22 protein-coding genes and 1 tRNA gene are annotated in these 23924 nt (G+C 66.1%); 10 read left to right on the top strand and 13 right to left on the bottom strand.

The annotated features are described in order from the left end of the window. Positions 1-23: 23 nt before the first annotated feature. On the bottom strand, positions 24-332 hold the full coding sequence (locus ABL844_RS25925) for a hypothetical protein (RefSeq protein ID WP_418129507.1): 309 nt from the start codon (positions 330-332) through the stop codon (positions 24-26). A gap of 173 nt (positions 333-505) precedes the next feature. On the opposite strand from ABL844_RS25925, the gene secA reads away from it, so the two are divergent. From secA to ABL844_RS25895, 6 genes are all read left to right on the top strand, one after another. Next, on the top strand, positions 506-3292 hold the full coding sequence (gene secA / locus ABL844_RS25920) for a preprotein translocase subunit SecA (protein WP_418129506.1): 2787 nt from the start codon (positions 506-508) through the stop codon (positions 3290-3292). A gap of 165 nt (positions 3293-3457) precedes the next feature. Then, positions 3458-4687 (top strand): bifunctional glutamate N-acetyltransferase/amino-acid acetyltransferase ArgJ, encoded by a 1230-nt coding sequence (argJ, locus tag ABL844_RS25915; RefSeq protein WP_418129505.1) that lies wholly within the window; start codon positions 3458-3460, stop codon positions 4685-4687. Then, entirely contained in the window at positions 4684-5559 is an 876-nt protein-coding gene (locus tag ABL844_RS25910; RefSeq protein ID WP_369660995.1) for an ATP-binding protein, read from the top strand. The genes argJ and ABL844_RS25910 overlap by 4 nt, the downstream gene beginning before the upstream one ends. A gap of 50 nt (positions 5560-5609) precedes the next feature. Further along, positions 5610-6017, top strand: coding sequence for an NUDIX domain-containing protein (locus ABL844_RS25905; RefSeq protein ID WP_418131955.1), 408 nt, complete (start codon positions 5610-5612; stop codon positions 6015-6017). 7 nt (positions 6018-6024) lie between these two features. Further along, complete coding sequence (locus ABL844_RS25900; protein WP_418129504.1) at positions 6025-7992, top strand: acyltransferase family protein; 1968 nt, start codon at positions 6025-6027, stop codon at positions 7990-7992. Between the two features lie 51 nt (positions 7993-8043). After that, a complete protein-coding gene (locus ABL844_RS25895) occupies positions 8044-10014 on the top strand; it encodes an acyltransferase family protein (RefSeq protein WP_418129503.1) in 1971 nt (656 codons plus the stop codon). An 18-nt stretch (positions 10015-10032) separates the two neighbouring features. Here the strand turns inward: ABL844_RS25895 and ABL844_RS25890 are convergent, their stop codons facing one another. The 10 genes from ABL844_RS25890 to ABL844_RS25845 all read right to left on the bottom strand — a co-directional run bounded on the left by ABL844_RS25890 (position 10033) and on the right by ABL844_RS25845 (position 19440). Beyond that, positions 10033-10245, bottom strand: a complete 213-nt coding sequence (locus ABL844_RS25890) for a DNA gyrase inhibitor YacG (protein WP_184642167.1) — start codon at positions 10243-10245, stop codon at positions 10033-10035. Beyond that, positions 10242-10997 (bottom strand): cell division protein ZapD, encoded by a 756-nt coding sequence (zapD, locus tag ABL844_RS25885; RefSeq protein WP_418129502.1) that lies wholly within the window; start codon positions 10995-10997, stop codon positions 10242-10244. Before zapD ends, ABL844_RS25890 begins: the two co-directional genes overlap by 4 nt. A gap of 30 nt (positions 10998-11027) precedes the next feature. After that, positions 11028-12062: a hypothetical protein gene (locus ABL844_RS25880; protein WP_418117679.1), complete on the bottom strand. Its 1035-nt coding sequence runs from the start codon at positions 12060-12062 to the stop codon at positions 11028-11030. 4 nt (positions 12063-12066) lie between these two features. Beyond that, on the bottom strand, positions 12067-13560 hold the full coding sequence (locus ABL844_RS25875) for an MBOAT family O-acyltransferase (RefSeq protein WP_126024676.1): 1494 nt from the start codon (positions 13558-13560) through the stop codon (positions 12067-12069). A gap of 69 nt (positions 13561-13629) precedes the next feature. Then, the gene (gene coaE, locus ABL844_RS25870; RefSeq protein WP_418129501.1) at positions 13630-14241 is read right to left on the bottom strand and encodes a dephospho-CoA kinase; all 612 of its coding nucleotides are present in this window, start codon (positions 14239-14241) and stop codon (positions 13630-13632) included. A gap of 7 nt (positions 14242-14248) precedes the next feature. Next, positions 14249-15214 (bottom strand): prepilin peptidase, encoded by a 966-nt coding sequence (locus ABL844_RS25865; RefSeq protein WP_418129500.1) that lies wholly within the window; start codon positions 15212-15214, stop codon positions 14249-14251. After that, entirely contained in the window at positions 15214-16443 is a 1230-nt protein-coding gene (locus tag ABL844_RS25860) for a type II secretion system F family protein (protein ID WP_184642161.1), read from the bottom strand. Before ABL844_RS25860 ends, ABL844_RS25865 begins: the two co-directional genes overlap by 1 nt. Positions 16444-16469: 26 nt before the next feature. Beyond that, positions 16470-18203 (bottom strand): type IV-A pilus assembly ATPase PilB, encoded by a 1734-nt coding sequence (gene pilB, locus ABL844_RS25855; protein WP_126024679.1) that lies wholly within the window; start codon positions 18201-18203, stop codon positions 16470-16472. Between the two features lie 116 nt (positions 18204-18319). Then, positions 18320-18396: transfer RNA gene (locus ABL844_RS25850), tRNA-Pro, on the bottom strand. Positions 18397-18447: 51 nt separating this feature from the next. Further along, on the bottom strand, positions 18448-19440 hold the full coding sequence (locus tag ABL844_RS25845) for a polyprenyl synthetase family protein (protein ID WP_126024680.1): 993 nt from the start codon (positions 19438-19440) through the stop codon (positions 18448-18450). Between the two features lie 196 nt (positions 19441-19636). Between ABL844_RS25845 and rplU the strand changes: the two genes are divergently transcribed. The 4 genes from rplU to proB all read left to right on the top strand — a co-directional run bounded on the left by rplU (position 19637) and on the right by proB (position 22610). After that, positions 19637-19948 (top strand): 50S ribosomal protein L21, encoded by a 312-nt coding sequence (rplU, locus tag ABL844_RS25840; RefSeq protein ID WP_019656543.1) that lies wholly within the window; start codon positions 19637-19639, stop codon positions 19946-19948. Between the two features lie 21 nt (positions 19949-19969). After that, positions 19970-20230, top strand: coding sequence for a 50S ribosomal protein L27 (rpmA, locus tag ABL844_RS25835; protein ID WP_093057448.1), 261 nt, complete (start codon positions 19970-19972; stop codon positions 20228-20230). Positions 20231-20301: 71 nt separating this feature from the next. Continuing rightward, a complete protein-coding gene (gene cgtA, locus ABL844_RS25830; RefSeq protein ID WP_418129499.1) occupies positions 20302-21378 on the top strand; it encodes an Obg family GTPase CgtA in 1077 nt (358 codons plus the stop codon). Between the two features lie 89 nt (positions 21379-21467). Further along, complete coding sequence (gene proB, locus ABL844_RS25825; protein ID WP_126024682.1) at positions 21468-22610, top strand: glutamate 5-kinase; 1143 nt, start codon at positions 21468-21470, stop codon at positions 22608-22610. A 65-nt stretch (positions 22611-22675) separates the two neighbouring features. Here the strand turns inward: proB and ABL844_RS25820 are convergent, their stop codons facing one another. Both ABL844_RS25820 and ABL844_RS25815 read right to left on the bottom strand, forming a co-directional pair. Next, positions 22676-23272, bottom strand: a complete 597-nt coding sequence (locus ABL844_RS25820) for a CNP1-like family protein (RefSeq protein WP_184642158.1) — start codon at positions 23270-23272, stop codon at positions 22676-22678. After that, positions 23217-23888: an RNA pyrophosphohydrolase gene (locus ABL844_RS25815; protein ID WP_126024797.1), complete on the bottom strand. Its 672-nt coding sequence runs from the start codon at positions 23886-23888 to the stop codon at positions 23217-23219. The genes ABL844_RS25820 and ABL844_RS25815 overlap by 56 nt, the downstream gene beginning before the upstream one ends. Positions 23889-23924 lie beyond the last annotated feature (36 nt).

Here is a 23924-nt window from a genome sequence, read left to right as displayed (position 1 = left end):
AAAAACTGGCGGCTTGCGGTCCGTCAGCGCCCGGTGGACACCTTGATCCGGATCGTCGCCACGTCCCAGCCCCGGTTCTTGAGCCGGGTCACGAGCATCGGCGAGAGCTGGCGCAGCTTGGCCGCCGCGGCGCTGCCCTTGACCAGCAGGCACCAGACGTCGCCCTCGGCCGGACCGGCCTGCACGGCCGCGCGCATGGCCGGCGGGATCAGCCCTTCCACCGCCTTGAGCCGCTCCGTGGTGTCGCGCGCGCGCGCCATCAGGCTGCCCAGCGTCGGGGCGCCTTCCGCAGCCTGCTGCAGTGAAATGGCGGGGGGAAGTCGGCGATACATCGGTAATCCAGGGGTTAGAAACAAGACAGCTAAAATGCCCGGTTTGCCGGCGATTGCGCCGGAAAAAGGCTGCTTGCTTTCATGGAAAGCGCGCCCAACTGCTTTCACCATATCTTAGGGAATCCGGTCGAAGTGCCTGCCGTATCTCATCAGGCGCCCGCCCATCTCCACCCATGGCAACCAACTTCCTGACCCAGATTTTCGGCAGTCGCAACGACCGGCTGCTCAAGCAGTATCGCAAGACGGTGGAACGCATCAATGCGCTCGAACCCGAGTTCGAGAAGCTCAGCGACGACGCACTGCGCGCCAAGACCCAGGAATTCAAGGACCGCATCGCCAAGGGCGAAACCCTCGACGCCCTGCTGCCCGAAGCCTTTGCAACGGTGCGCGAGGGTTCCAAGCGCGTCATGAAGATGCGCCACTTCGACGTCCAGCTGCTCGGCGGCATGGCGCTGCACAACGGCAAGATCTCCGAAATGCGCACCGGCGAAGGCAAGACGCTGACCGCCACGCTGCCGGTGTACCTGAACGCGCTGTCCGGCAAGGGCGTGCACGTGGTCACGGTGAACGACTACCTCGCCAACCGCGACGCGACCTGGATGGGCCGCCTCTACAACTTCCTCGGCCTGACGGTGGGCATCAACCTGCCGCAGATGCCACGCGAGGAGAAGCAGCAGGCCTACCGCAGCGACATCACCTACGGCACGAACAACGAGTACGGCTTCGACTACCTGCGCGACAACATGGTCTACGAGCCGGGCGACCGGGTCCAGCGCGGGCTGAACTACGCAATCGTCGACGAGGTGGACTCCATCCTGATCGACGAGGCCCGCACGCCGCTGATCATCAGCGGCCAGGCCGAAGATCACACCGACCTGTATCTGGCCATCAACAAGGTGGTGCCGCTGCTCAAGAAGCAGGAAGGCGAAGCCGACCCGCGCACCGGCGAAGGCGTCACGGTGCCCGGCGACTTCACGGTCGACGAGAAGACGCACCAGGTGTTCCTCACCGAGGACGGCCACGAGAACGCCGAGCGCCTGCTGAGCGAATTCAAGCTGCTGCCCGAGGGCGCGTCGCTCTACGACCCGGCCAACATCACGCTGATGCACCACCTGAACGCGGCGCTGCGCGCCCGTCACCTCTACCACCGCGACCAGCACTACGTGGTGCAGCAGGGCGAAGTGGTGATCGTCGACGAGTTCACCGGCCGCCTGATGAGCGGGCGCCGCTGGAGCGACGGCCTGCACCAGGCTGTGGAAGCCAAGGAAGGCGTGGAGATCCAGGCCGAGAACCAGACGCTGGCCTCCATCACCTTCCAGAACTACTTCCGCCTGTATTCCAAGCTCGCCGGCATGACCGGCACGGCCGACACCGAGGCCTACGAGTTCCAGGAGATCTACGGCCTCGAGACCGTCATCATCCCGCCGAACCGCACGAGCAAGCGCGAGGACCAGCTCGACCGCGTCTACAAGACCACGCGCGAGAAGTACGAGGCGGCCATCCAGGACATCCGCGAGTGCTACGAGCGCGGCCAGCCTGTGCTGGTGGGCACCTCGTCCATCGAGAACTCCGAGATCATCGACGGCCTGCTCACCCAGGCGGGCCTGCCGCACCAGGTGCTCAACGCCAAGCAGCATGCGCGCGAGGCCGACATCGTGGCGCAGGCCGGCCGCACGAAGATGATCACCATCGCGACCAACATGGCCGGCCGCGGCACCGACATCGTGCTTGGCGGCAACATCGAGAAGATGATCGAGGCCATCGAGAACGACGAAGGCCGCGACGAGGCTGCCAAGCAGGCCGACATCGCCCACATCCGCGCCGAGTGGACCAAGGACCACGAGTTCGTGAAGTCGCTCGGCGGCCTGCGCATCATCGCCACCGAACGCCACGAGTCGCGCCGCATCGACAACCAGCTGCGCGGCCGCTCGGGCCGCCAGGGGGACCCCGGCTCCTCGCGCTTCTACCTGAGCCTGGACGATCCGCTGATGCGCATCTTCGCGGGCGACCGCGTGAAGGCGATCATGGACCGCCTGAAGATGCCCGACGGCGAGGCCATCGAGGCCGGCATCGTCACACGCAGCATCGAGAGCGCGCAGCGCAAGGTCGAGGCGCGCAACTTCGACATCCGCAAGCAGCTGCTCGAGTACGACGACGTGTCGAACGACCAGCGCAAGGTGATCTACCAGCAGCGCAACGACATCCTCGACGCGGCCGACCTGACGGCGCAGATCGCGGCGCTGCGCGAAGGCTGCTTCACCGACCTCGTGCGCCAGTACGTACCGGCCGAGTCGGTGGAAGAGCAATGGGACCTGGACGGCCTGGAGAAGAGCCTCTTCAACGAGTGGGGCATCGACATGCCGCTCAAGAAGGAAGTCGAGGCTTCCGAGGCCATCGCCGACGAGGACATCGTCGAGAAGGTGCTCAAGAACGCCAACGAGACCTTCGACGCCAAGGTCGCGCTGATCGGCCAGGAGAACTTCACCCAGTTCGAGCGCATGGTGCTGCTGCAGAGCATCGACACCCACTGGCGCGAACACCTGGCCTCGCTCGACTACCTGCGCCAGGGCATCCACCTGCGCGGCTACGCGCAGAAGCAGCCCAAGCAGGAATACAAGCGCGAAGCCTTCGAGCTCTTCGGCCAGTTGCTCGATTCGGTCAAGAACGAAGTCACGCGCCAGCTCATGACGGTGCGCGTGCAGTCGAGCGAGCAACTCGAACAGGCCGCCGAAGCGATGGAAAGCCGCGGCGAGAACGTCTCGAACATCACCTACTCGGCACCGACCGAGACGGGCGAAGTCGAGGTGCGCGTCGACGAGGAAAACCAGCGCCGCATCGCGGCCGCCGGGCTGGGCGCGCTCGGCGCGGAGGCTGCCGCCTTCGCCCGCGTCGGCCGCAACGACCCGTGCCCCTGCGGCAGCGGCAAGAAGTACAAGCAGTGCCACGGCAAGCTGACCTGAAGTAGACATGCTCCCCCAGGCTTGCCGCACTTCGTGTGGCCGCCAGCCCCTCGCCGGGGGCGATACCGGCGGCCCGGCAAAGCCGGTTCCGCGGTATCCCTGGCGACGAAAAGTGCGTCTTGTCGGTGCCGATGAAAAATTGATACGCAAGAAGGAATAAGTGCCATGCCCGTGAACCTGTCTGCCCCTGATCCTGCCGCCTTGTTCGCGGTGCCCGGCGTCCGCATCGGCGTGGCCGAGGCGGGTGTGCGCAAGGCCAATCGCAAGGACCTGACGGTCGTGCTGATCGACGAAGGTTCGGCCGTCGGCGGCGTGTTCACGCAGAACCGCTTCTGCGCGGCGCCGGTGCAGGTCTGCCGCGAGCACCTGGCTGCTAACCACGGCATCCGGGCGATGGTCATCAACACCGGCAATGCCAATGCGGGCACCGGCGAAGACGGGCTGATGCGCACGCGCTCCACCTGCATCGCGCTGGCGCGCAAGCTGGAGATCTCGCCCGAGCAGATCCTGCCGTTCTCCACCGGCGTGATCATGGAGCCGCTGCCCGTCGACCGCATCGAGGCTGGCCTTCCCGCCGCCCTGGCCGATGCCAAGGCGGACAACTGGGCGCGCGCGGCCGAGGGCATCATGACCACCGACACGATCCCCAAGGCGTTCAGCCAGCAGGTTCAGGTCGGCGGCGCCACCGTCACCATCACCGGCATCAGCAAGGGCGCCGGCATGATCCGCCCGAACATGGCGACCATGCTGGGCTTCCTGGCGACCGACGCGAAGATCGACCCCTCGCTGATCCAGCCGCTGGCGAAGCAGTTGGCCGACGCCTCGTTCAACCGCGTGACCATCGACGGCGACACCTCGACGAACGACTCGTTCGTGGTCATCGCCACACAGAAGGCTGCGCACGCGACCATCACCTCGCTCGACTCGGCCGAGGGCAAGGCGCTGGTGGCCGCGATGCAGAACGTGGCGCGCCAGCTGGCGCAGGCCATCGTGCGCGACGGGGAGGGCGCGACCAAGTTCATCACCGTCCAGGTCGAAGGCGGCCGCGACGCTGCCGAGTGCAAGCAGGTGGCGTACGCCGTGGCGCACTCGCCGCTGGTCAAGACGGCCTTCTACGCCAGCGACCCGAACCTGGGCCGCATCCTCGCGGCCGTGGGCTATGCGGGCATCGCCGACCTCGACCAGACCGGCATCGACCTGTTCCTCGACGACGTCCATGTGGCGGTCAAGGGCGGGCGCAATCCGTCGTACCGCGAGGAAGACGGCCAGCGCGTGATGAAGCGCAGCGAAATCACGGTGTGCATCGGGCTGGGCCGCGGCAATGCCAGCGAGACGGTGTGGACCTGCGACTTCAGCCACGAATACGTGACGATCAACGCCGATTACCGGTCATGAATGAGCAGTTCCAACGGCTGATCGAGCGAGCCGAACAGCTCATCGGGCGCATCGAATCGATCCTTCCGCAGCCGCTGGCCGAGCCGGCCGACTGGAACGCGTCCATCGCCTGGCGCTACCGCCGCCGCAGCTCGGGCCACGGCGTGCTGGAGCCCGTGAAGCACGTGGCGGCGATGTCGCTCGATTCGCTGAAGGAAATCGACGTTCAGAAGGAAAAGATCGCGCGCAACACGCAGCAGTTCGTCGAAGGCAAGCCAGCCAACAACGTGCTGCTGACGGGCGCTCGCGGCACGGGCAAGTCGTCGCTCATTCGCGCCTGCCTGCAGACCTACGCGCCGCAAGGGCTGCGCCTGATCGAGGTGGACAAGGCCGAGCTCACCGACCTGCCCGACATCGTCGAGGTGGTGTCGCAGCGGCCCGAGAAATTCATCGTGTTCAGCGACGACCTGAGCTTCGACGAGGGCGAGCCGGGCTACAAGGCGCTGAAGTCGATCCTCGACGGCTCCATCGCGGCATCGACGCCCAATGTGCTGATCTACGCGACCAGCAACCGGCGCCACCTGCTGCCCGAGTACATGAAGGACAACCTCTCGTACACCCACACCGAGGACGGCGAAGTCCACCCCGGCGAGGTGATCGAGGAAAAGATCTCGCTGTCGGAGCGCTTCGGCCTCTGGGTGAGCTTCTATCCCTTCAGCCAGAACGAATACCTGACGATCGTGGGCCAGTGGCTCTCGTCGTTCGGCATGGACGAGGCCACCATCGCGGCGGCGCGGCCCGAGGCGCTCGTGTGGGCGCTGGAGCGCGGCTCGCGCAGCGGCCGCGTGGCCTACCAGTTCGCGCGCGACTACGCGGGGCGGAGCAAGGCGTGAGCGAACAGACCCGCAAGCACACGGAAGTCTCGGTCGGCGTGCTGATCCGCATGTCCGACGGCGCGCTGCTGCTTTCGACGCGGCCCGAGGGCAAGGCCTACGCGGGCTTCTGGGAGTTTCCCGGCGGCAAGATCGAGGCGGGCGAGACGGTCGAACAGGCGCTGCGGCGCGAGCTTCAGGAAGAGCTCGGCATCACCATCGACGGCGCCGAGGTCTGGAAGGTCACGGAGCACGACTACCCGCACGCGCTGGTGCGCCTGCACTGGTGCAAGGTCACGGCCTGGAGCGGCGAATTCGAGATGCGCGAAGGCCAGCGCATGTCCTGGCAGCAGTTGCCGCTGGACGTGGCGCCGGTGCTGCCGGGCGCGTTCCCGGTGCTGCAGTGGCTGTCGCAAGAGCGCGGCCTGCCGTTCGTGGCGCCGCCGGTGGTCGCGCCTGCCGACGCGCCGGCCAGCTGATCGCTTGATGCATCCCAAGTACCGTCCGGACATCGACGGCCTGCGGGCAATCGCCGTGGGCTCGGTGCTGGTGTACCACGCGTTCCCGACGGCGCTGATGGGCGGCTTTGTCGGCGTCGACATCTTCTTCGTGATCTCGGGTTTCCTGATCACGACCATCATTCTCCAGAGCCTCGCGGCGGGCGACTTCAGCTACCGCGACTTCTACGCGCGGCGCATCCGGCGGATCTTCCCGGCGCTGATCGTGGTGCTGTTCGCCACGCTCTGCGCGGGCTGGTACCTGCTGCTGTCCGACGAGTTCGCCGAGCTCGGCAAGCAGACCGTGGGCGGCGCGGCCTTCGTCGCCAACTTCGTGTTCTGGGGCGAGTCGGGCTACTTCGACACGGCCGCCGAGACCAAGCCGCTGCTGCACCTGTGGTCGCTGGGCATCGAGGAGCAGTTCTACATCTTCTGGCCGCTGCTGCTGGGGCTCGCCTGGCGCAAGGGCTGGCCGATCGTGCGCGTGGTGCTGGCGGTGGCGGCGGTCTCGTTCGTCGTGAACGTGGCCACGGTGCATCCGCTGCCGGCGGCGTCGTTCTATTCGCCGGCTTCCCGTTTCTGGGAGCTGATGGTGGGCGGCATCCTGGCCTGCATGCGGCTGAAGCCACCGGCGCCGAGCGCGTGGCGCAGCCACCTGCAGTCGGTGCTGGGCGTGGGGCTGATCGTGCTCGGGCTGGTGATGATCCGCAGCAACAAGGCCTTCCCGGGCTGGTGGGCGCTGCTGCCCACGCTGGGCGCCGTCAGCTGCATCGCCGCGGGGCCGAACGGCGTGCTCAACAAGTACCTGCTGTCGAACCGGGTGATGGTGTGGATCGGGCTCATCAGCTATCCGCTGTACCTGTGGCACTGGCCGCTGCTGGCCTTCGTGCGCATCGTGGAGGCCGATCCGCTGCATCCATCGCCGGTCTACCGCGCGGGCGCGATGGTGGCCGCCGTGCTGCTGGCATGGGCCACGTACCGCTTCGTCGAACGCTACACGAGAAGCCGTCCCGGCACGGGGATCCTCAAGGCGCTGGGCGGTGGCATGGTGCTGATCGCCGCGCTGGGCACCGCGATCTTCTTCGGTGTGCCCGGCCCCCGCAACGACAGCGACCGGCTGCAGGTCGTCGCCAACGCCACGCTGGACGCCGACTACTACGCCGGCTTCAAGCTCGACCAGATCGGCGAGCAGCTGGTCTACAAGACCGGAAACGGCCCCAAGCGCGTGCTCTTCGTGGGCGACAGCCACGTGCAGCAGTACGCGCCGCGCATCATGGAGCTGTCGCGCACGCTGTCGATGCCCGACAAGTCGGCCTGGTTCGTGACCCAGGGCGCATGCCCGGCGGTTCCGGGCGTGCAGGTCGACAAGAACATCGGATGCGCCGAGCGCCGCGACGCGATGCTGGCCTATGCGATGGGCCCGGAGGTCGACTCGGTCGTCATCGGTGGCTGCTGGAACTGCTACTTCGTCGGCCACGGGGCGCTGGAGTACTACTTCCGCGGCCCCGACAACAAGGTCCATCCGTTCCAGGGCGGCGACGGCATCGAGCGTTCGCTGGCCTCGCTGGAAGCCACGCTGCGCGAGCTGGCGCGGCACAAGAAGGTCTTCCTGCTGCTTGACAACCCCGGCGGCCCCGAATTCACGCCCAAGCGCCTGATCGAAGGCAGCCGCCTCACGCACATGGAGGCGATGACCTCCTCGCCGACGGTGCCGCTGCCGGCCGACCAGAAGGCGCTCAACGACAGGCTGCGCGCCATCGCCGAGGCGAGCGGCGCGCAGCCCATCGATGCGATGGCTGCGCTGTGCAAGGACGGCGCCCATTGCCTGGTCACGCTGCCCGACGGCGCGCCCGCGTACAAGGACGCCGACCACCTGCGTCCGCGCTACACGCGCGAAGAGGCGAGCTACTTCGACCGGACCGTGCGCAGCGCCCCGGCGCAGCAGCCGTCGCGCTGAGCGGCCGTTTGCCAGCCGACCGACCGACAGATCGAAGAAGAGCAAGCGCCCATGCATCCCAAGTACCGCCCGGACATCGACGGCCTGCGTGCCATCGCGGTCGGCTCGGTGCTGGCGTACCACGCCTTCCCGAGCCTGCTGCCGGGCGGCTTCATCGGGGTCGACATCTTCTTCGTGATCTCGGGCTTCCTGATCACGACCATCCTTTTGCAGAGCCTGGCGGCGGGCGACTTCAGCTACCGCGACTTCTACGCGCGCCGCATCCGGCGGATCTTCCCGGCGCTGGTGCTGGTGCTGCTGGCGACGCTGGCCTTCGGCTGGTATGTGCTGCTGCCGGGCGAGTTCTCGCAGCTGGGCAAGCAGACCACGGGCGGCGCCGCCTTCTTCGCCAACCTCGTCTTCCTGGGCGAGGCCGGCTACTTCGACGCCTCGGCCGAGACCAAGCCGCTGCTGCACCTGTGGTCGCTGGGCATCGAGGAGCAGTTCTACATCTTCTGGCCGCTGATGCTGGGGCTGGCATGGCGCAGGCGCTGGCCGATGCTGCGCGTGGTGCTGGCGGTGGCCGTGATCTCGTTCCTGGTCAATGTGCTGACGGTGCAGGCGCACCGGGCGGCGGCTTTCTATTCGCCGCTGTCGCGCGCGTGGGAGCTGATGGCGGGCGGGTTGCTGGCGGTCATGCAATTGCAGTCAGTTGCACAAGGCGCCGCTACCGCCCGCGCGTGGAAGAAGCACCTGCAGTCGATCGTCGGCATCGCGCTGATCGTGCTCGGCCTCTTCATGACGCGCAGCACCAAGGCGTTTCCGGGCTGGTGGGCGCTGCTGCCGGTGCTGGGCGCGGCGAGCTGCATCGCGGCAGGGCCGGGCGGGGTGCTCAACAGGTACCTGCTGTCGAACCGGGTGATGGTGTGGATCGGCCTCATCAGCTATCCGCTGTACCTCTGGCACTGGCCGCTGCTGTCCTACGCGCGCATCGTGACCGGCGGCGAGCCGCCGCTGCAGCTGCGCATCGTGCTGGTGGCGGCGTCGGTCGTGCTGGCGTGGGCCACGTATCGCTTCCTCGAGCGCTTCGTGAAGCTGCACCTCTCGCAGGCCGTCCTGCGCGGGCTGGCGGGTGCGGGCGCGGCGCTGGCGCTGGCCGGTGTTCTTGTTTTCCTGGGCACGCCCATGCCTCGCCACGACAGCCCGGCCCTGCAGGCGGTGGCCGATGCGACGCGCGAGGACAACTACTACGACGGCTTCGAGGAGGCCGCGCTGGGCAACCAGTTCGTCTACCGCGCCGGCAACGGCAAGCACAACGTGCTGCTGATCGGCGACAGCCACGTCGAGCAGTACGCGCCGCGCGCGCTCGAGCTGGTGCGCACGCAACCCGACAAGGCACGCACCATCTACTTCGCGACCAAGGGCTCGTGCCCGCCGGTGCCGGGCCTGTTCAGCGGCCCCGACACCGGCTGCGACGAGCGGCGCACCGCAGTGCTCGACTTGGCGCTCAAGCCCGAAATCGATTCGGTCGTGCTGGGAGCGTGCTGGAGCTGCTACTTCACCGGTGCCGGCCCGACGGTGAACTACTTCGTCGACGACCGGAAGGCCGTGCATCCGTTCATCGGCGGCGACGGCATCGATCAGTCGCTCAGGTCGCTGGGCGAGGTGCTGAAGCGGCTGTCGGCGCACAAGCCGGTCTACCTGGTGCTCGGCAATCCGGTGGGCATGGATTTCGATCCGCTGCGGCAGATCGAGGGCAGCCGCCTGGGGCGCATGACGGCGGAGTCGGGTCAGCTCAAGGCGCCGATGCCGCAGGACCAGGCGCAGTTCAACGCGCGGCTGAAGCAGGTGGCGCAGGCCAATGGCGCCAAGGTCATCGAGCCTTTCGCCAGCCTGTGCGCGGATGGCGAGTGCATCCGCAGCATGCCGGACGACGGTTCGCCAGCCTACAAGGACATCGGCCATCTTCGGCCGCGCTATGCGCGAAGCTTCGCGACGTACATCGATCCGGCGCTGCTGGATGAAGGCGCCGTCGGCAAGTAAGCGGCTTTTCCTGCCGACCTACTGGATCTTGGGATCGCCGAAAGGCTCGTCGTCCGGCGGCGCTTCGGCGGGCATGCGGAATTCCTCGCTGGCCCAGGCGCCCAGGTCGATGCCTTTGCAGCGCGCGCTGCAGAAGGGCCGGTAGGCGTTGCTCGGCGCATAGACGCTCTCGCCGCCGCAAGTGGGGCAGCGCACGATGCGCTCGCCCTTGCTGTTCACCTCGGTCGTCATGCGCAAAGGGTGAGCTCGAACGGGGCGTCTTCCGAGCTCTGGTGCAGGCGGTCGTCCTTGTCGTGGCGCATCAGGCGCACCGAGACCATGAGGCGGTTGCCGCTGATTTCGGGGATCAGGCCCAGCTTGGGGTCGATGCGCAGGCGCAGCAGCTGGAAGCTGCGGCCCTGGGGCAGGTTCTGCTGGAACTGGCCGTTGACCGCGATCACCTTGTAGGGCACGTCGGCGTCGCGCAGCAGCTTGAGCAGCAGGTAGATCGACGAGGCCAGGGGCGACAGCGTGTTCGACCAGCGTTCGAGGTCGGCGCGGCGGCTGGTGGCCGGGCGGTGCTGCCAGGCGTAGTAGGCGGGCAGGTCGAACTCGCAGGTGCCGCCCGGAATTCCGGCGCGGCTGCGGATGCTCATGAGCCACTCGTTCTCGGTCAGCGCCTGGCCCGCCTTGCCGGCCACGCCGTTGAGGGAGGCGAAATTGCCTTCGAGCTGGCCGATGACCTGGTCGAGCACCGTCTCGGCGATGGCCGGATTGCCCCGGTAGCTGTTGAAGACGTTCTTGTGCTTGTCCAGGTCGCGCAGCACGTCGGCCTTGAGGTCGGCGCGCGCGGCGACGTCCATGATCTCGAAGATCGTGACCAGGGCGTAGTGGTGGGACAGGGGGGATTCGGCCGGCACCAACTCGCCGAGGCGGCGAAACAGGTGCTCTAGCCGCAGGTACGTGCGGATGCGCTCGTTGAAGGGGTACTCGTAGAGGATCACGCGTATCGGTTTTTCACGTCGGGTTCGGGCTCATTGCGTCTTGGCGGCCGGTGGCGGGAACACCTCGCGCACAGCCTCCAGCATACGCTGCCCGAAAAGAATGTAACCCCGGGTCGACACGTGGGTCTCGTTGGCAGGGAAAAGATCCTTCATCTTGAAGCGGTTCTGCTCGGCCAGCGCGAACAGGTCCGGGCCGATATTTTGCGGGTTGAACGCGGCCCGGAACGCATCGGCATGGTTTTGTTGCAAATACACGCTGGTCTTGTTCGGCACGACCATCCACACCACCTTGTAGGGCGCTGCAGTGCTCTCGAAGCGCTTCATGAAGCTCGCGGACTCGGCTGTCAGCGCCGGATTGACGCGGTCCTCGGCGGTCATCAGCAGCTTGTTGCAGGCGCGGTGGCTGAACTGCTTGCAGCCCTCGGGCACCACGCGGGCGTCGATCAGCGGGCCCCAGCGGTCGGGCGTGTTGGTCCAACTGTCGGAGGCCAGGATCTCCTTGGTGTTTTGGTATGTCAACCAGCCGCTGAGCAACTGGGCGTCCCAGTTGAGCTGGAAGCCCGGGGCCGGCCTGGACGGGTTCTCGAAAGGCGGCGGGGTGGGCTTGAAGGCATGCTTCATGGTCTTGCACGACTGCGATTTCTCGATGCGGTCGTACAGCAGCCGTTCGATGCTCTCGACGATCACGACCTTGCCCTTGAAACCCGACTTCTGGAGCCAGCCCGAGAAGTCGTCGCAGAGCACGCCGCCCAGGTTGTCCCAGTGCGTGGTCGTGACCTTGTAGCCTGCGCCCACGAGCTTCGACTGCCACGCGTAGCGCACCGAGAAGCTGTCGCCGATCACCAGGATGTCGGATTCGTTGATGGGCCAGGTCTTGACGTCGGCGTCCGGGATGGGCGGCGGCGGCTCGTGCCAGCCGAATTCGCGCTCGGAGATGCGCCCGATGCGGGTCAGGTCGCCGTAGGGGATGGGCGTGAAGAGGCTGACCAGCAGCAGGGCGCAGCACACCAGGTAGCCCGCGGCGAAGATGCGAAGCCAGGTCCTGGCAGATTTCGTGTCTTCCATGTCGTCAGAACTGGAAATAGAGGAAGGGGCTGTAGCTGCCGAACTTCGACACGCACAGGCCAAAGAGGTAGACGCAGCCCAGGCCGGTGGCCCAGGTCGCCAGGCGCTGCAGGCGCGGGCGCCCGGCCAGGCCGGCGACGGCGGGAATCCAGCGGTCGAGCGTGATGGTGGGCGGCAGCGCCAGGCAGATCACGAGGCCGACCAGGATCGTCTGGAAGAATTCCGGCTTGCGGAACGGCACGCGGAACTCGCTGAAGGCCGACACGGGCGCGCCGTGCATGCCCAGCATGCCCTTGTAGATCTCGATGGCGGCCGACATGCTGTCGGCGCGGAAGACCACCCAGGCGATCATCACGCACAGGAAGGTGAGGAACCAGCCGGCCACGCGGCCGTACCAGGTGGTTTCGGTCTTGCCGCGACGCACCTTGGCGTTCCAGAAGTGGTTGACCATCAGGTAGAAGCCGTGCAGCGCGCCCCAGAGCACGAAGGTCCAGGCGGCGCCGTGCCACAGGCCGCCCAGCAGCATCGTCAGGAACAGGTTGATGTAGCGCCGCGTCGGACCCTTTCGGTTGCCGCCCAGCGGCACGTAGAGGTAGTCGCGCAGGAAGGTCGACAGCGAGATGTGCCAGCGGCGCCAGAACTCGATCATGTTGGTCGACTTGTACGGCGACCTGAAGTTGAGCGGCAGTTGCACGCCCACGCACAGCGAGAGGCCCACGGCCATGTCGGAATAGCCCGAGAAGTCGAAGTAGATCTGCAGCGTGTACGCCAGCACCCCGAACCAGGCCGTGTACAGCGAGGGCAGCACGCCTTCGTGCACGCCCTTGAACATCATGTCGGCGTACTGGCCCAGCGGGTCGGCGATGAGCATCTTCTTGGCCAGGCCGAAGACGAAGATGCCCAGGCCCAGCGCGATGTTGTTGGCGTTGATCCTGTAGGTGGCCGGGCTGTTGAACTGCGGCATCATCTGCGCGTGATGCAGCACGGGGCCCGCGATCAGGTGCGGGAAGTAGGTCACGAACAGCACGTAATGGATGAAGCTGCGCTCGTGCACCTTGCCCTGCCAGCAGTCGACCAGGAAGGCGATCTGGGTGAAGGTGTAGAACGAGATGCCGATGGGCAGGACGATGTGGACCAGGTCGATCTGCGGGAGCCCTGCGGCGGCCAGGCCGGCATCGACGTTCTCGAGGAAGAAGTTGGCGTACTTGAAGACCGCCAGCACCCCCAGGTTGACCACCAGGGCGATGATCAGCAGCGTCTTGCGGTACTTGTCCTCCCGGCTGGGGGAGGGCGTGAGCCGCAGCCCGAACCAGTAGTTGACGCAGATCGACCCCAGCAGGAGCGGCAGCGCCTTGACGCTCCACCACCCGTAGAAGAAGAGGGAAGCCAGTGCCAGGAACCCCGCCGCCGACCGGGGGCTGCGCGCACCGATCAGGAAGAAGCCGATCAGGACCAGCGGGAAGAAAACGAAGATGAAGGGGTACGAATTGAAAAGCATCGTGAGGGGCGCTTGGGCATGCGCCGTTTGACGTGACCGTCTTTTTGCCGTCGCGGCGTCAACCCCAAATTATCGCGTGCTTGACTTAGCCCACCGTTCCCAGAAACCCCGGACCTGCTGAGCGAGTTCCTCCAGGGTCAGGGACTCGTTGTAAATGACGGCGTCCGCGGCGGCCCGCCGGGCCCGGCGCGGAGCCTGCTGGGCGATCACCGCCTTGACCGCTTCGGGCGCCCAGCCCGAGCGTGCGACGACGCGCTTCAGCTGCGTTTCCTCGGTGGCGTCGACCACCAGCACCCGGTCGACGATCGCGCGCCAGCGACCGGATTCGACCAGCAGGGGAACGTCGAACACGACGACGGCATCCTCGCCGGCCGCCGCGGCCTGGCGCTGGGTTTCGGCGCCGATCAGGGGGTGGAGAATGGATTCGAGCCGGGCCTTGGCGCCGGCGTCCGCGAACACGATCTGGCGCATCGCGGCACGGTCCAGGCCGCCGGCCGGGTCGATGACGCCCGGGCCGAAGGCGGTTTCCAGGGCCGGCATCGCGATGCCGCCCGGCAGCGCGATGGAGCGCGCGATGGCGTCGGTGTCCACGAGAACCGCCCCCTGGGCCACCAGGAGGCCCGCGACCGTGCTCTTGCCGCTGCCGATGCCGCCCGTCAGGCCGATGCGCCGCACTGCCATGCGGAGGTCAGCGCATCAGCGCGTCCAGGGGAAAGGCGAACGGAATCCACTGCCTCACGACTTCGGGGCCCGCCACGAGGCAGACGAGGCCCGCGCCGGCCAGGAAGGGGCCGAAGGCGATGGGAATGTCCTTGTGCGCCAGCTTGCCGGCGATGCGCAAAGAGATGCCGATCACCGCACCCACCAGCGAAGAGACGAGGATGATCGCGATGAGGTAGTCCGCTCCGAGCCATGCACCCAGCGCGGCCAGCAGTTTGAAGTCTCCATAGCCCATGCCTTCCTTGCCCGTGACCAGGCGAAAGGCATGGTACACAAGCCAGAGGCTCAGGTAGCCGAACACCGCGCCCCAGACGGCCGAGCTCAACGAAACGCCGGTCCAGCCCATGGCCGCGCCGATCAGGCCGAGCCAGAGCAGCGGATAGTTGAGCGAGTCGGGCAGGAACTGGGTGTCGAAGTCGATCAGGAACTGGCAGATCAGGAAGGCCCCGAACGTCGCCCAAAGCGCCCCGGCCGGCGTGATGCCGAAACGCCAGGCGCACAGGGCGAACAGGCCACCGGTGATCAGCTCGACCAGCGGGTAGCGAAGGCTGATCGGGGTCTTGCACGACGAGCAGCGTCCGCGCAGCGCGGCATAGCTCAGCACGGGGATGTTCTCGTACCAGCGGATCTCGTGGCCGCAGGCGCCGCAGCGCGACGCGGGGCGCATCAGGTCGAAGGGAGGCTGCTTCTCGACGACTTCGGCCGCCTTGTCGGCGGAGGCCTCCAGCCCGGCGGGCGCCGCGACCTTCGGCCCGAAGGCCAGCGACCACAGCGAGGGCGCATCCTTCGACGACATGAGATTGGCGACCGCGTCGGCAAGCCACTCGCGGTACATCATCACCGGCACGCGGTAGATGACGACGTTCATGAAGCTGCCGATCAATAGCCCCAGGACACCGGCGAAGACGGTGTCGAATTCCCGCGAAACCAGCATCAAACGACCTGGCCGAGCTTGAAGATGGGCAGGTACATCGACACCACGATGCCGCCGATGATGGTGCCGAGGAACACGATGATGATCGGCTCCATCAGGCTGGAGAGGCCCGCGACCATGTCGTCCACCTCGGATTCGTAGAAGTCTGCGGCCTTGCCCAGCATGTGGTCGATGGAGCCGGATTCCTCGCCGATGGCGGTCATCTGGATCACCATGGACGGGAACAGGTTGACGTTGGTCATGGCGGCCGTGAGGCTGGTGCCGGTGGAGACTTCCTGCTGGATCTTCGCGGTGGCGTCGCCGTAGACGGTGTTGCCGGAGGCGCCGCCCACGGAGTCGAGGGCTTCGACCAGCGGGACGCCGGCGGCGAACATGGTGGCCAGGGTGCGGGTCCAGCGGGCGACGCAGGATTTTTCGATCAGCGCGCCGAAGATCGGCACTCTCAGCAGCAGGCGGTCCATGAAGCGCTGGAAACGCTCATTGCGTTTCCAGGCTTGCAGGAAGAAATAGATTCCGCCGCCGACGCCACCGAAGATCAGCCACCAGTAGGAGACGAAGAACTCGCTCATCGCCATCACGAACAGCGTCGGGGCAGGCAGGTCGGCTCCGAACGACGTGAACACCTGCTTGAACGCCGGGATCACGAAGATCATGATGATGGCCACCACCACGAAGGCCACGACGATCACGGAAGTGGGGTACATCAGAGCCGACTTGATCTTCGACTTGATCGCCTCGGTCTTCTCCATGTAGGTGGCCAGCCGGTCCAGCAGTTCTTCCAGAATGCCGGCCGCCTCGCCAGCCTCCACCAGGTTGCAGTAGAGATTGTCGAAGTACTTCGGAAACTTGCGGAAGGCGGACGAGAGCGAACTGCCGGTTTCCACGTCGCTGCGGATGTCGTTGAGCAGCTTGGCCACACTCGGGTTCGCATTGCCGCGCCCGACGATATCGAAGGACTGCATCAGGGGCACGCCGGCCTTCATCATGGTCGCCAGCTGGCGCGTGAAGATCGCGATGTCCTTCGGCTTGATCGCCTTGCCTGAGCGCATGCGGCGCTTCTTGATCTTGGAGGCGAGCACGCCCTGGCGGCGCAGCGCGGCCTGCACCTGGTTTTCGCCGGCAGCACGAAGTTCGCCGCGTACCAGCTTGCCGTTGCGGTCCTTGCCTTCCCATTCGAAGACAAATTCCTTGTGTGTGGGCTGGGTGCGGGAGGATGCCACTGTAGCCATTCGATCTCCGGTATTCGGTGTGTTCGTTATTCGTTGGTGCAGGCCACCACTTCTTCGAGCGAAGTGAGGCCCTGCATGACCTTGCGCAGGCCCGACTGGCGCAGCGAACGCACGCCCTCGGCTTCCGACTGCGCGGCGATGTCGAGCGCACTGCCGTCGCGCAGGATGATTTCCTGGATGGCTTCCGAGATCGGCATCACCTGGTAGATGCCCACGCGGCCCTTGTAGCCGCTGCTGCAGGCGGAGCAGCCGACGGGGCGGTAGGGCTTCCAGGAGCCGTCCAGTTCTTCTTCCTTGAAACCTGCTTCGAGCAGCGTTTCGCGCGGGATGTCGGCCGGCAGCTTGCAGACGGTGCACAGGCGCCGCGCGAGGCGCTGGGCAGTGATCAGGATCACGCTCGACGCGATGTTGAACGGCGCGATGCCCATGTTGCGCATCCGCGTGAGCGTGGTCGGCGCATCGTTGGTGTGCAGCGTGGAGAGCACCAGGTGGCCGGTCTGGGCTGCCTTGATCGAGATGTCGGCGGTTTCGAGGTCGCGGATTTCGCCGACCATGATGATGTCGGGATCCTGGCGCAGGAAGGCGCGCAGCGCGGCTGCGAAGGTCAGGCCCGCGCGTTCGTTGACGTTGACCTGGTTGACGCCGGGCAGGTTGATTTCCGACGGGTCTTCCGCCGTCGCGATGTTCACGCCCGGCTGGTTCAGGAGGTTCAGGCAGGTGTAGAGCGACACCGTCTTGCCCGAGCCGGTGGGGCCGGTGACGAGCACCATCCCGTACGGGCGGCCGATGGCATGCAGCAGCCGCGCCTTCTCGTCAGCGTCGTAACCCAGGGCGTCGATGCCCAGGCGCGCGCTGCTCGGGTCGAGGATACGCACGACGATCTTCTCGCCGAAGAGCGTGGGCAGCGTGCTCACGCGGAAGTCGATCACGCGGTCGGGACCGATCTTGAGCTTCATGCGGCCGTCCTGCGGCACGCGCTTCTCGGAGATGTCGAGCCGGGAAATGACCTTGATGCGCGAGGCCAGCTTGTCCTTGATGACCGTGGGCGGGCTGGCGACTTCGCGCAACTCGCCGTCGACCCGGAAGCGGACGCGGTAGTTGTGCTCGTAGGGCTCGAAGTGGATGTCGGATGCCCGCATGCTGACGGCGTCGAGCAGCATCTTGTGAAGGAAGCGCACGACGGGCGCGTCTTCGACTTCGGCGATGGCCTGGTCATTGCCCTCGTTCGCGGTCTCGGCCGCGACGTCGTCGAACTCGAACTCGCTGCCGACGATGCTGTTGATGGTCTCGGCCGCGCTGACGGCGGCGGCTTCGATCATCCGCGACAGCTTGTCGTATTCGGCGATGACCCAGTCGACGCCCATCTGGGAGGCGAACTTGATCTTTTCTGCGGCCTGCTGATCGGAAGGATCGGCCGTTGCAACAATCAGACGGTTGTTGCGCTTGCTGAGCACGACGATGCGGTACGCATGGCACAGCTTCTGGTCGAGCAGGTCCTTGGGCAGGCGCTGGGGATCGATGGCATCGAGATCGAGCAGCGGTGCGCCGAACGCGGTGGAAAGGGTGTGGGCGAGGTCCGCGGCGGAAACGGCGCCGGAGCCGGTCAGTTCGGCAATGAAGCTCGTGCGAGCGCTGATGGACTTCTGATAGATGTCCTCGGCTGCCCTGGCAGGCAGCTTGCCGGCCGAAACCAGGGCGCGCGCAAGCCCGGGTAGGGCAATTTGCGAAGGTTCTTTAACAGGAAGTTCGGCTGCAGCCATTCAGCGAGTGAAAAAGATGTGAAAATTTGCTTCACGATCATCGCTGAACAGTCCTGTGCTGTAAATCGCTACACAGCAACAGGCTGGCCATTTGTCCATTAATGCCAGCCAAAGGCTGGTCGGGGTGAGAGGATTCGAACCTCCGGCCTCTACGTCCCGAACGTAGCGCTCTACCAGGCTAAGCTACACCCCGATGGTTGCAAGAAAGAAGAAGTCGTCCTAGATGCCAACTCAGGAGAGGTGTTCAGGCACGTCGCTCAAGCAACTGAGCCGCTAATTGTAGCAAACCTGAAGCGTGCAAATTGGCCGGGAAATCTTTTAATGCATGAATCGCACGCTGCGCCTCGGCTGCTGCCGCTGCGCGCGAGGCATCCAGGGCCCCGGTTTCCTGAACGATCTCGATGACCTTGCCCAGCTGGGTGGTGTCGCCGGCCTCGATGGCGGCGCGCACGAGCGCGCTCTGTGCCGGAGTGCCTCGCTGCATCGCGAAGATGAGCGGCAGAGTGGTCTTGCCTTCACGCAGGTCGTCGCCGACATTCTTGCCGGTTTCGTTGGCGTCGCCCGTGTAGTCCAGGACGTCATCGATCACCTGGAAGGCGGTGCCCAAGGCCTGGCCGTAGGTTGCGCAGGCCTCTTCCATTTCTGGGGTGGCATTCGCCAGCACGGCCGCGAGGCGGGTGCTCGCCTCGAAGAGCTTCGCCGTCTTCGAGCGGATCACGCGCAGATAGGCCGCTTCGTCCAGCGATGCATCGTGCATGTTCATCAGCTGAAGCACCTCGCCCTCGGCGATGATGTTGGTGGCTTCGGCCAGGATCTGCATCACGCGCATGTTGTTGGCGTCCAACATCATCTGGAACGCGCGCGAATAGAGGAAGTCACCGACCAGCACGCTGGCCGGGTTGCCGAACGATTCGTTGGCCGTTGCGCGTCCGCGCCGCAGGGTCGACTCGTCGACCACGTCGTCGTGCAGCAGGGTTGCCGTGTGGATGAACTCCACCACGGCCGCCAGATTGAATCGCTGGTCCCCGGTGTAGCCCAGCGCGCCCGACATCAGCAGCAGGAGCGCCGGTCGCAGGCGCTTGCCGCCAGCGGAGATGATGTACCGGGAAACCTGGCTGACCAGCGGCACGCCGGTGTCGAGGCGGCGGGCGATCACGCGGTCGACTTCGACCATGTCGCCGGCAATCAGGTCCAGCACGGTGGCGGTGGGGGAGGTGTCGGCGGCTGGAACTGGCAAAGCGAAGGCGCGGGGCGCTGCTGAGTGTTGTATGTGGGGGACCCAGGCAGGTGCAGGGCCGGAAGGCGCAAATTATATGGAGCCGAAGCGGCTTGCCGATGGGGCTCCGGCTCAAGAGTAGCTAGTGGGCGCAAACCGCGCTATAATCTTGGGCTCTGCGGAATTCGCCGTGGAGACTCATTTCTAAGAGGTTTACATGTACGCGGTCATAAAAACCGGTGGCAAGCAGTATCGCGTTGCTTCCGGCGAGAAAATCAAAGTAGAACAGATTGCTGCGGACGTAGGCCAGGAAATCGTGATCGACCAGGTTCTGGCAGTCGGCAACGGCGCTGAGATCAAGGTTGGCACGCCCCTGGTGTCCGGTGCAACGGTGACGGTCACGGTACTGTCGCACGGCAAGCACGACAAGGTTCGCATCTTCAAGATGCGCCGTCGCAAGCACTATCAGAAACGTCAAGGCCATCGCCAGCAGTTCACCGAACTGCAAATCGGCGCGATCGCCGCTTAACACGGCACAGGAGCAGATTCCATGGCACAGAAAAAAGGCGGCGGCTCAACGCGAAACGGGCGCGATTCCAAGCCCAAGATGCTCGGCGTGAAGGCTTTCGGCGGCGAACTGATCAGCGCAGGCTCGATCATCGTGCGCCAGCGTGGTACCCAGTTCCACCCCGGCGTGAATGTCGGCGTGGGCAAGGATCACACGCTGTTCGCCCTGGTCGACGGCCACGTGTCGTTCGGTACCAAGGGTGCGCTGAACAAGCACACGGTCAACGTGACTCCCGCGGCTTAAGCCCCGAGTCAGCCCCGACCATCCGAGGCCCCGCATTGCCGGGGCCTCTTCATTTGTAAACTAGACATCCCATGAAGTTCGTCGACGAAGCCTTCATCGACATCGCCGCGGGCGATGGCGGGAACGGCTGCGTGTCGTTCCGTCATGAGAAGTACAAGGAATTCGGCGGCCCCAACGGCGGAGACGGCGGCCGCGGCGGCCACGTGTACGCGGTGGCCGATTCCAACCTCAACACCCTGGTCGACTTCCGCTATTCGCGCCGCCACGAGGCCAAGCGCGGCGAGCACGGCATGGGCTCCGACATGTTCGGCGCCGCCGGCGACGACATCACGCTCAAGATGCCGGTCGGAACGATCATTTCCGACGCCGAGACCGGCGAAGTGCTGTTCGAACTGCTGAAGGACGGCGAGGTCATCACCATCGCCAAGGGCGGCGACGGCGGCTTCGGCAACATGCGCTTCAAGAGCGCGATCAACCGTGCCCCGCGCCAGAAAACCCCCGGCTGGCCTGGCGAGAAGCGCAGCCTCAAGCTCGAACTCAAGGTGTTGGCCGATGTGGGCCTGCTCGGCATGCCGAATGCGGGCAAGTCGACGCTGATCAGCGCCATCTCGAACGCCCGCCCGCGCATCGCGGACTACCCCTTCACCACGCTGCACCCGAACCTGGGAGTGGTGCGCGTCGGTCCCGAGCAGAGCTTCGTCGTGGCGGACCTGCCCGGCCTGATCGAAGGCGCATCCGAAGGCGCCGGCCTCGGCCATCTCTTCCTGCGGCACCTGCAGCGCACGCGCCTGCTGCTGCATGTGGTCGACATGGCCCCGTTCGACGACAGCGTCGACCCCGTGGCGCAGGCCAAGGCCATCGTGGGCGAACTCAAGAAATACGACGCCGACCTGTACGAAAAGCCGCGCTGGCTCGTGCTGAACAAGCTGGACATGGTGCCCGCCGACGAGCGCGCCGCGCGCATCAAGGACTTCGTGAAGCGCCTGCGCTTCAAGGGTCCGGTGTTCGAAATCTCGGCGCTCACGCGCGAAGGCTGCGAGCACCTGGTGCAGGCCATCTACCAGCAGGTCAAGGCCGAGCAGGTGGCCGAGCAACAGACGGTCGAGGTCGATCCGCGCTTCGTGCCTCTGCCCCCCGAAGGCTCCTGAGCGGCACCTGCCGCAGCAGCATCGACGGCCGGCCCGAGACGGGCCGAAGACAGCAACCCGAGCAGCATCCAAAGACCGTAACACCCCAAATGACCTCGTCGAACTCCGGATCCACTGCCTTGCGGGATGCCCGCCGTATCGTCGTGAAGGTGGGCTCCAGCCTCGTGACCAACGAGGGGCGCGGTCTCGACGAGGCCGCCATCGGCGAGTGGTGCCGGCAACTGGCCGCGCTGGTGCGCGACGGGCGCGAGGTGGTGATGGTGTCGAGCGGTGCGATCGCAGAAGGAATGAAGCGCCTTGGCTGGCGCACCCGGCCGCACGAGATCAACGAGCTCCAGGCCGCTGCCGCGGTCGGCCAGATGGGCCTGGCCCAGATGTACGAGACCAAGCTGCGCGAGAACGAGATCGGCAGCGCCCAGGTGCTGCTGACGCACGCCGACCTGGCCGACCGCGAGCGCTATCTCAATGCCCGATCGACGCTGGTCACGCTGCTCAAGCTGGGCGTGGTGCCGGTCATCAACGAGAACGACACGGTCGTCAACGACGAGATCAAGTTCGGCGACAACGACACGCTCGGCGCCCTCGTGGCCAACCTGGTCGAGGCCGATGCGCTGGTCATCCTCACCGACCAGAAGGGCCTGTACACGGCCGACCCGCGCAAGGACCCCGACGCGAAGTTCGTGCACGAGGCCGCCGCCGGCGACCCGGCGCTCGAGGCGATGGCCGGCGGCGCGGGTTCGAGCATCGGCAAGGGCGGCATGATCACCAAGATCCTCGCGGCCAAGCGCGCGGCCGGCTCGGGCGCCTCCACGGTCATCGCCTGGGGCCGCGAGGCCGACGCGCTGCTGCGGCTGGCGAAGGGCGAATCCATCGGCACGCTGCTGGTGGCGCAGACCGCCAAGCACCAGGCCCGCAAGCGCTGGATGGCCGACCATTTGCAGCTGCGCGGCTCCGTCGTGGTCGACGCGGGCGCGGCCGCCAAGGTGCGGGCCGAGGGCAAGAGCCTGCTGCCGATCGGCATGACCGGGGTCTCGGGCGAGTTCTCGCGCGGCGACGTGATCGCGGTGCGCGACGCCGACGGTGTCGAGCTGGCCCGCGGCCTTGCCAACTACTCGAGCGTGGAGGCGCGCCTGCTGTGCCGCAAGCCCTCGTCGGAGTTCGAACGCCTGCTGGGCTATGTGGCGGAACCGGAAATGGTCCACCGCGACAACATGGTGCTGATGCCGGGCTGAGAGGCCTCTGGAAACAAGAAACGGGGCCCGCGGGCCCCGTTTCTGCGTCTTTCAGCGCGGATCGCCTATTGCACTTCCCGTACCGGATTGCGGATGTTCTGGACCATGTCGCCCACCGACGGCCGCGGGGCGTTGCCGCGGCACAGGGCCTGCGTGGCCAGCTTGCGCGTGTAGCTGGAGTTCATGTCGCCGAGCTTCTTCCATTCGGGCTTCGCGACGTCCTGCCAGCTGCCGTTGTTGTAGCGCGCGTAGCTCTTCATCTCGGCCGTGGAGCAGCGGATGCCCTCGTAGAAGGCGTTGGTCGCGCCGCCGCTGCGGTTCTGGGCCACCACCACATAGCGGACGATGCCGTCGCCCGTGATCGTGATCGTCTGCGGGTCGACGCCGAACTTCAGGCTCATGTAGGGCGGCATTTCGATCGGCAGCAGGCGGCTTTCGCTGAAGGCCGGCGGGGGCGGGGTGGCCGTTTCTTCCCACTCCTTGTCCGTCTCGTACCGCTTGGGCGGGGGCGGCAGGCCGGCCTGTGCCCAGTCGGGGTTGTCGGTGTCGTGGGGGCCCGAGGCGCATCCGGCGAGGATGCCGAAGCAGGCCAGCAGGAGGACGCGCTCAGCGTTGCGTCGGAAGGGGCGGGGGTGCCTTGTTGTCTTGGACAGGAGGTTCATTGCTCGCGGAAGGAATGTCGGGATGCGGATCGAAGCTGCCGCCGGGCGGCAGATCGAGTCCGGGCGGCGCCCCGGCGTCCGGCGAGTGGCGCTCGAATTCTCGGGCGCGCACGTTGCTGCGCAGGAAGCGGTTGCGGAAATCCTGCCTGGGCAGGTAGCGAGCGAGCTCGGTGAGCGCCATCTCGTAGACGCCGCGCTTGAACTCGACGACCACGTCGAGCGGCACCCAGTAGTCATGCCAGCGCCAGGCGTCGAATTCGGGATGGTCGGTTGCACGCAGGTTGAGATCCCAATCGTGGCCGATGAGTTGCAGCAAGTACCAGATTTGTTTCTGGCCCTTGTAGTGGCCCCGTGCGTCACGGCGAATGAACCGATCCGGCACCTCGTAGCGCAACCAGTCGCGGGTACGGGCCACGATGCGCACATGCTCCGGGTGGAGTCCCACTTCCTCGTGCAGTTCCCGGTACATGGCCTGCTCGGGACTTTCGCCGCGGTCGATGCCGCCCTGCGGAAACTGCCAGGAGTGCGTGCGTATGCGTTTGCCCCAGAAAACCTGGTTTCTCTGGTTGAGCAGGATGATGCCGACGTTGGGCCTGAAGCCGTCCCGGTCGAGCATAATCAAACCCCAATTTTTGAACTGAGTCGATTATGC

This window comes from Variovorax sp. 278MFTsu5.1 (assembly GCF_048305045.1).
GTDB lineage: Bacteria > Pseudomonadota > Gammaproteobacteria > Burkholderiales > Burkholderiaceae_C > Variovorax > Variovorax guangxiensis.
This window is presented reverse-complemented; position numbering and strand designations above follow the sequence as displayed.